This is a genomic window from Gammaproteobacteria bacterium (assembly GCA_003696665.1).
Lineage (GTDB): Bacteria > Pseudomonadota > Gammaproteobacteria > Enterobacterales.
In genome coordinates this window covers 1-2,596 of the sequence record RFGJ01000389.1, presented here as the reverse complement: position 1 = coordinate 2,596, position 2,596 = coordinate 1, and the positions used below count along the sequence as shown (strand labels likewise).

The 2,596-nt window shown below is 50.0% G+C and carries 3 protein-coding genes; all 3 read right to left on the bottom strand.

Annotated elements, in window-relative coordinates; genetic code table 11:
• Positions 1-142 (bottom strand): glycosyl hydrolase family protein (locus D6694_10050; GenBank protein ID RMH40463.1); only part of this gene is annotated, 142 nt, incomplete at its 3' end.
• Complete coding sequence (locus D6694_10045; protein ID RMH40462.1) at positions 132-1,703, bottom strand: SAM-dependent DNA methyltransferase; 1,572 nt, start codon at positions 1,701-1,703, stop codon at positions 132-134. The genes D6694_10050 and D6694_10045, both read right to left, overlap by 11 nt.
• A complete protein-coding gene (locus D6694_10040; protein RMH40461.1) occupies positions 1,700-2,353 on the bottom strand; it encodes a restriction endonuclease in 654 nt (217 codons plus the stop codon). Before D6694_10040 ends, D6694_10045 begins: the two co-directional genes overlap by 4 nt.
• Positions 2,354-2,596 lie beyond the last annotated feature (243 nt).

The following is a 2,596-nucleotide window of genomic DNA, read 5'->3' as shown; positions in this document are numbered from 1 at the left end:
GTTTCTGCTCGAAGGCCCACCACTGGTTGTTGGTGTTGTTCCCTTCCACCTGGTGGGAGGCAGTGGCGGTTCCCCACAGGAAGCCGGGCGGGAAGTGCAAAGACGAGGTCGCCGGCTGGCCCACTTCAGACTCACTTGTCATTGTAGCCCGCGACATTCTCTCTGAAAAGAAGAAGCTGATGCATTCCCTGTGTGTATTGTACGACTTGCCGCTCTGCAAGCATTTGTGTGACGTCGTTTTCGTTCCCTACAACTCGCGCCAGGGCCGCTAAGTCAAGCAAGTTGAGGAGGCGAGCTGTAATTGGGCGTTTTGCATCCCAGAAAACAAGAGCCGACAGAAATTCTCTGGCAGGCTCGGATGTAACCATCTCATGAAGCATCTGACATTCTTCCTCGGATTGGCACGGGAAGAAATAGCACGTATCGTCAAAAACTACCGGGCGGCCCTGAAAGGGAGGAACTTGTACAAATTCAAATTTTTTATAGAGGCCTGAAATGGCAACTTTCCACGAGGCGAAAGAATACGGTCCGACGCCAAAGACTGAGAAGCGGGCTCGATTCTTATATATAGAGCTTCTCCTTTTATCTAGGTGGTGTGCGTGGGCCATAAGATAGTCCCATGTTTTGGGCGCCTCGGTTTTCAAGCGACTTGTATCCTCGCCTACTGTCCTTTGGGGAACAACTAACCATCGCTGAGGCAATCTGCGCGCTGCAAGATCGGAGCTTTTCAGCAACGGAAAGAGCATTTCGGGTTCAATATCCACCTTTTCGCCAAAGCCGTTAATCAGGTGGCCGTTATCCTGACGCAACTCAAATACCTTGCTGGCATCGTGCTTGATTCCGGAGCGCCAACCCTTGAGCCCGTTCCCTGCGAGATGTTTCCACTTCTCATATGAGTGGATGTTGGAGACAAGCATTCTATCCCGCCAACCAAATACGTCGATAACGTTGATAGATTGTCCCGTGGATTTTTCTACGTGAAGCGAAGAATAAACTTGGCACTCCCTACTTCGCCCTCCCAAACGCGTTCTCATTAGGAGAAGACAAGCATCGACCGCAGCACCAAAATACCTTTGTGCATCCAAACGGTAAAGAGAAGCCGATGCCACCTCCATTTCCTTTTTCCAGGCATAAACCAGAACCTTTCGAGCCACTGTCGTTTTGCACAGCATGGCAAGCAAGCCATCCTTACCGTTAAGCCATTCAATACTCTTTCTTAGCATCCACTCAGAAATATCGAAATTACTTTTGCCAGTAAGAGCATCGATTCCACGGAGGTTGTCGAAGTTCGATTTAGTCGGGGTATTGGCGCTTCCCAGAGAGCTTAATTCAGCATTCGTCACCCACGGCGGGTTACCTATCACAAGAAGGGGTTCCGGCATCCTTTCAATAATTGTAGACCAGTCGGTGTGAAAAAAATCAGACTGGTGGATTTCGACATTTGTATGCAACCTTGCAAGTGGTCGTACTGCACTGCGCGCCTGCCCTACGTACTCAGGATATATCTCGAAACCCAGAACATGTGTCGCGTCAGGAAACGCCTCCAGGCTGGCTCGAAGAAACGAACCAACCCCACATGTCGGCTCAAGGATGGTGGCAGGGCGAAAGCCAGTCTGTGCAATGAGTCCACAGACCTGTCGAGCTAGGTTGATAGGAGTTTGAAAATCTCCAAATTCGGCTTTGCGCCGTTTTCGCTCCATCATTGCAGTCTTTCGATCCCTGGAACTAAACCCGCCTTCTCGATGACTCGACGGTATTGAAGTCGCCATTGAAGCGCGTTGGAGATTGTCAGATACCCGATCTTTGGAGGACTGACGAGAATCTCATCAGCGAGTGCTGAGGCGCCGATTTCCTCTACGGGCAATCTTCGTTCCTCGAAAAAGGCCAAGATGTCATCTTTGTTGCCCTGATTCTCGAGAATATGACGAAGGCCTACTGTTGTTTGAAAATCTGCTGTCCCTTCCTTGTCGATAAAAATCGTGTGCAGAATACGGAGATTCCCTGTGGATTTCTCCGGATCATCTGTCTTTTCATACACAAAGACAAGAAGAGAATATCCAAGACCATATATTTTCTGGCGCGCCGATCTGAATGGGCATGACGATTGCGGCTGCCTTATGCTCGTCACCTTCATATCGACTCCAAGTTCGGGAAAGTCTATCCCTCTTGCGGAGCTCCCTTCCATGAACTCATATCTTTCACGGAGATAGAGACGGAACTTATGTTCGAAATAGGTGCCGACAGCTTTTCCATCGGTGATGCCATATAGCGTTGGCTCATGATGCTGCGATTCGATCTGGGCAAACTCTCGCGCCTCAGCCTTAAGCACTTCCAGTGTCAGATTGGGCTTCATCGATACGTGCCTCCAAAGTATCACAACACGTGTTATGTAAATATCGCAGCGAAAGTCAGGTTACGGTTACGCCTATGGCCGCTACTAGCAAAATTTACCAGGATTTACTCTTCTGTTTGAGATGTGGAGTAACGCTCTGAGATATGCACGCTCTCGGGCCGGTAGACCGTGTCCCCGGAGCGGGGCATTTCCATGTGATCCAGGACCACGCCGGCCTGTTCCAAGAACATGCGGCTGTGTTCG

Coding starts and splice junctions, on each gene's coding strand:
- D6694_10045 (RMH40462.1), bottom strand. CDS start 1,703: ATGATGGAGCGAAAACGGCGCAAAGCCGAATTTGGAGATTTTCAAACT.
- D6694_10040 (RMH40461.1), bottom strand. CDS start 2,353: ATGAAGCCCAATCTGACACTGGAAGTGCTTAAGGCTGAGGCGCGAGAG.